This window comes from Haloferax profundi (assembly GCF_001469865.1).
Lineage (GTDB): Archaea > Halobacteriota > Halobacteria > Halobacteriales > Haloferacaceae > Haloferax > Haloferax profundi.
Window position 1 is genome coordinate 1 of sequence record NZ_LOPV01000052.1, and the last position, 792, is coordinate 792.

General features: G+C 52.8%; 1 protein-coding gene. It reads left to right on the top strand.

Going from position 1 to position 792, the window contains the following annotated elements; genetic code table 11:
* The coding region (locus tag AUR66_RS03175; protein ID WP_157532974.1) for an ImmA/IrrE family metallo-endopeptidase at positions 1 to 432 on the top strand (432 nt) is incomplete at its 5' end.
* Between the last annotated feature and the right edge of the window lie 360 nt (positions 433 to 792).

Sequence of the window (792 nt, forward strand, 5' to 3'; positions counted from 1 at the left end):
GCAGGCGACTTGGTCGACAGACTATGTTCGGCAGCAGACTCGCTCGCACTCGACGTGAGTATCGTCCACCCATCAGACTGGAGGCACGGCGCTGCGCGTGGCGTCTGTGAGTTCTCCAAGCGTGGCCGACCTCATATCAAGGTGCGAGAACGGTCGAATGACGCCGACATGGCGACGACACTCATCCACGAGTTTGCACATGGTCTACTGCACCCAGACCGGTCGAATCTCCCTGAACGAGCGAAGCGTGAGGTCGAAGCAGAAGCGGTTGCGTACCTCGTCGGTCGACACTTCGGCCTTGACGTGAGCAAATCGGCGTTCTACCTTGCGGCGTGGGCTGGAGAAGATGCAGACTCAGTGTTCGAGCGACTCAACCGGATTCGATCGGTTGCACAGTCGATTCTTGGTGTTGTCGACGAGAACCCCGAATGACCTAGCGAATACCTGTCCTGTTGAAGTGAATATAATCAGACAAGAATGGTGTGACACAGACAGAGGGTGAGGTCATCACTGATTCTTCCGACTCACTCGCAGGAGTGTTATTCGAGAGTCGCCGGACATGACGTATGAAACCAACACTGCCCCAAACACGACTTAGTAACCGGGGCTCTGAGTAGTCCGTATGAGTCTAGCACGCTCGGGCCCTGTATTCGACAAGTATCCGAATTGCTATTAGCATCGGAAACTGTTCAACAGATCATTTAAGAAGCAGATTCGGGTTAACCACACGACTGTCGGATTTTGAGGATTATCGAGTTAGGGAGTTTATATTCAATAGAGTATATCTACCTC